Origin of the sequence: Allobosea eneae (assembly GCF_042657265.1) — a bacterium.
Lineage (GTDB): Bacteria > Pseudomonadota > Alphaproteobacteria > Rhizobiales > Beijerinckiaceae > Allobosea > Allobosea eneae.
On sequence record NZ_JBHSLW010000135.1, the window covers coordinates 1 to 730 of the forward strand.

Genomic DNA, 730 nt, shown 5'->3' on the forward strand with positions numbered 1-730 from the left:
GCCGGCGGCGCTGGCGGCGGCGGGCGGCCGCCGATGAGCTCGACCGCCTTGCCGTCCTTGCGCGGCTTGGCCGGATCCGAGAAGCCGAGGCGGTCCCGCAACTCGCTCGCCTCAACCGTCAGGCCTTGCGGCCCGAGCTTGTCGATGGCGTTGACGACATCGTTCAACGGCACTTCATCGGGCCGGCCGATATTGAGGCGCGGATACTTCGCTTGCGGCCCGAAGTTCAGAGCGATGATGAGCTGGACGAGCTGCTTGGTCAGCGAGGCCGAGAGCAGCTTGGCATCGGCGCGCTCCAGATCCTCCTGGACGAGGCGATGCTCCTGGGCGACCGCGTGGCCGCCCGAGACCGCGTCCGTCGTCGTGGTCTGGCCGAGCACGAGCTTCGAGATCTGGCGATCGTGCCAATCGGCCCGGCGCTCATAGAGCTGGCCTGGCGCGCCCGTGCCCTTCTCGACCGAGACGAAGTCGATCGACATCTCCGCCGGGATGATGGCGGCGCAATCCCCGGCGATGTTGGCGACGGCACGCCACAGCACCTCCTTGTCGGCATCGGAGGCGGCCCGGTCGAATTTGCCGACGCGGGTCGGCATGCCGTAGTTCTGGGTGAAGATCGCCCAGTCCTTCGCCGTGAAGGCCTTGTACATCCAGCACCAGGACGCGACGCGGGCGAGGCCGGAGCGGATGGTCAGGCCACTCTTGGCCTTGTGTCGATGGACGATGAACTTGT

1 protein-coding gene is annotated in these 730 nt (G+C 67.5%); it reads right to left on the bottom strand.

Annotated elements, in window-relative coordinates:
- Window positions 1–730: phage portal protein family protein (locus ACFPOB_RS31200; RefSeq protein ID WP_377801885.1), on the bottom strand; the 730-nt coding region annotated here is incomplete at both ends.